Here is a 2,089-nt window from a genome sequence, read left to right on the forward strand (position 1 = left end):
CGCACAGCCCTTATTCTGGAAATTTTTGGCGCACGGGCGCAGACCCATGCCGGACGGCTTCAGGTCGAACTGGCGGCATTGACATTCCAACGGTCACGTCTGGTGCGTAGTTGGACTCACCTAGAGAGGCAGCGTGGTGGTGGCGGTTTTCTGGGTGGACCAGGTGAACGCCAGATCGAGCTTGATCGCCGCATGTTGATGGATCGGGTCATGCGCATCAAAGGTGAGTTGCGCGAGGTTGAAAGAACACGCCATTTGCAACGCCGTAATCGTGACCGTAGTGAAACACCAACATTGGCTTTGATCGGTTATACAAATGCCGGCAAATCAACTTTATTCAATATGTTGACAGGTGCAGATGTTCTGTCAAAAGACATGCTGTTTGCCACGCTTGATCCGACTATGCGGGGTATGAAGCTACCATCGGGACGCCGTGCGGTGCTGGCTGATACCGTTGGTTTTATCAGCCAGCTGCCGACTGAATTGGTTGAGGCGTTTAAAAGCACACTCGAAGAGGTGGTCGAGGCTGATATTCTTGTTCATGTACATGATGCCTCATCACCGATGGTGGCCGAGGAATATGCCGATGTATGCCAGGTTCTTGAAGAATTGGGGCTTGATGCCGAGATGCAGGCAGAACGGGTTATCCATATTCTGAATAAAACAGATCGGCTTGATGAGATGCCGGACGAAGCCGCAGATGAAAGCCGTGAATATCTGAAAAATTTACTGGGCAGTGGTGTCTTTGTATCGGCGCTAACAGGTGCCGGCATTGATGATGCCTTGATGGCGTTGGATGAAAAGATCAATATCGATGACATACGACTTGATGTTATGCTGGCACCAGAAGATGGCGCGCCACGTGCATGGCTTCACGCGCATGGCACAGTCCATAATAGTTTTTTTGACGAAGCTGGAAATGAAACGGTGTCTTTGACGATGAGTATTGCCAACCGAAACCGCTTTCAAGCGCGTTGGCCGCATTTATAGAGGTGATTATAGAGGTGATCGCCCAGCATTGCCGCATGACGGGATGATTTCATCAGCCTATCTTTTCATGAAGGTCTCTTTCAATTAGGTTCTTTGGGCAATCAAATCTATAGTTTTGATATAGTGCTTCATTGCAAGCTGACAGTAATCAGATATTTATCCATAGGGACGGTGTAAAATGAGTGGTGAACGGATTGTTTTTCTGAATGGAGAATTTGTAGCTGAAAGCAACGCTAAGCTATCAATTTTTGATCGTGGTTTGCTATTTGCCGATGCTGTATATGAGGGATTTGGCGTTATCGATCGACAGATTGTAGATTTTGAATATCACATTCATCGGTTGGAGCGCTCATGCGGTGAACTTGCGATGGTTTCGCCAATGGATAAGGACGCGTTATTTGAGATGCTAATGCGGTTGATTGGTGAAAATGATCTGGTTGAAGGGTTTTTATATCTGCATGTTACACGCGGCGAGGGTGATCGCAGCTTTTTCTATAATGATGGCTATAAGCCAAATATATTTGCCTTTACGCAAGGTGCCAAATTTATCGCTGATGATCCGGCCCCCGCTGTTAAGGTATTAACGACGCCAGATTTGCGATGGGTGCGGCGGGACATCAAAACAACAAATTTGCTGGCTCAGGTGATGGCCAAGCAGGCAGCGCATGAAGCAGGTGCCTATGAAGCGGTGATGATTGATGATGATGGTTTTATAACTGAGGCAGGGTCTTCAAGCTTTTTCTTTGTTAAAAACCAGACGCTTATTGTGCGCCCCGTGAGCAATGAGATTTTGCATGGTATTACACGGCAGACAATGTTGCGCGTTGCCAGTGAGCAGGGAATTGCGGTCGAGGAACGTATTTACAAGCTTGACGAAGCCTTGGCGGCTGACGAAGCCTTTTTGACCGGGGCTTCTATTTATGTGCTGCCGATCAGTCATATTGATGATATTGCCATTGGTGATGGCACCCCCGGCGTCTTTACTACAGCCTTGCGCGCCGGATTTTTGAAAACAGCACGTGCCGAATTTTACCAGCCTAGCTAAGCTAGGGGTGAGATGATGTCTGATAATCAGCAAAATGATAATGCGACATATAAC

At 47.7% G+C, this 2,089-nt stretch carries 2 protein-coding genes; both read left to right on the top strand.

Going from position 1 to position 2,089, the window contains the following annotated elements; genetic code table 11:
- A partial coding sequence (gene hflX / locus ACTF7Q_RS10635; RefSeq protein WP_438997807.1) for a GTPase HflX occupies positions 1-990 on the top strand: 990 nt, incomplete at its 5' end.
- A 178-nt stretch (positions 991-1,168) separates the two neighbouring features.
- The gene (locus tag ACTF7Q_RS10640; RefSeq protein WP_438997808.1) at positions 1,169-2,035 is read left to right on the top strand and encodes a D-amino acid aminotransferase; all 867 of its coding nucleotides are present in this window, start codon (positions 1,169-1,171) and stop codon (positions 2,033-2,035) included.
- Positions 2,036-2,089 lie beyond the last annotated feature (54 nt).

The sequence above is a fragment of the Puniceispirillum sp. (SeqCode) genome, from assembly GCF_965657105.1.
In the GTDB taxonomy this organism is placed as follows: Bacteria; Pseudomonadota; Alphaproteobacteria; order Puniceispirillales; family Puniceispirillaceae; genus Puniceispirillum.

Bases quoted from the DNA above. Each gene is read 5' to 3' on its own strand.
- ACTF7Q_RS10640 (WP_438997808.1), top strand. From the start codon at position 1,169: ATGAGTGGTGAACGGATTGTTTTTCTGAATGGAGAATTTGTAGCTGAA.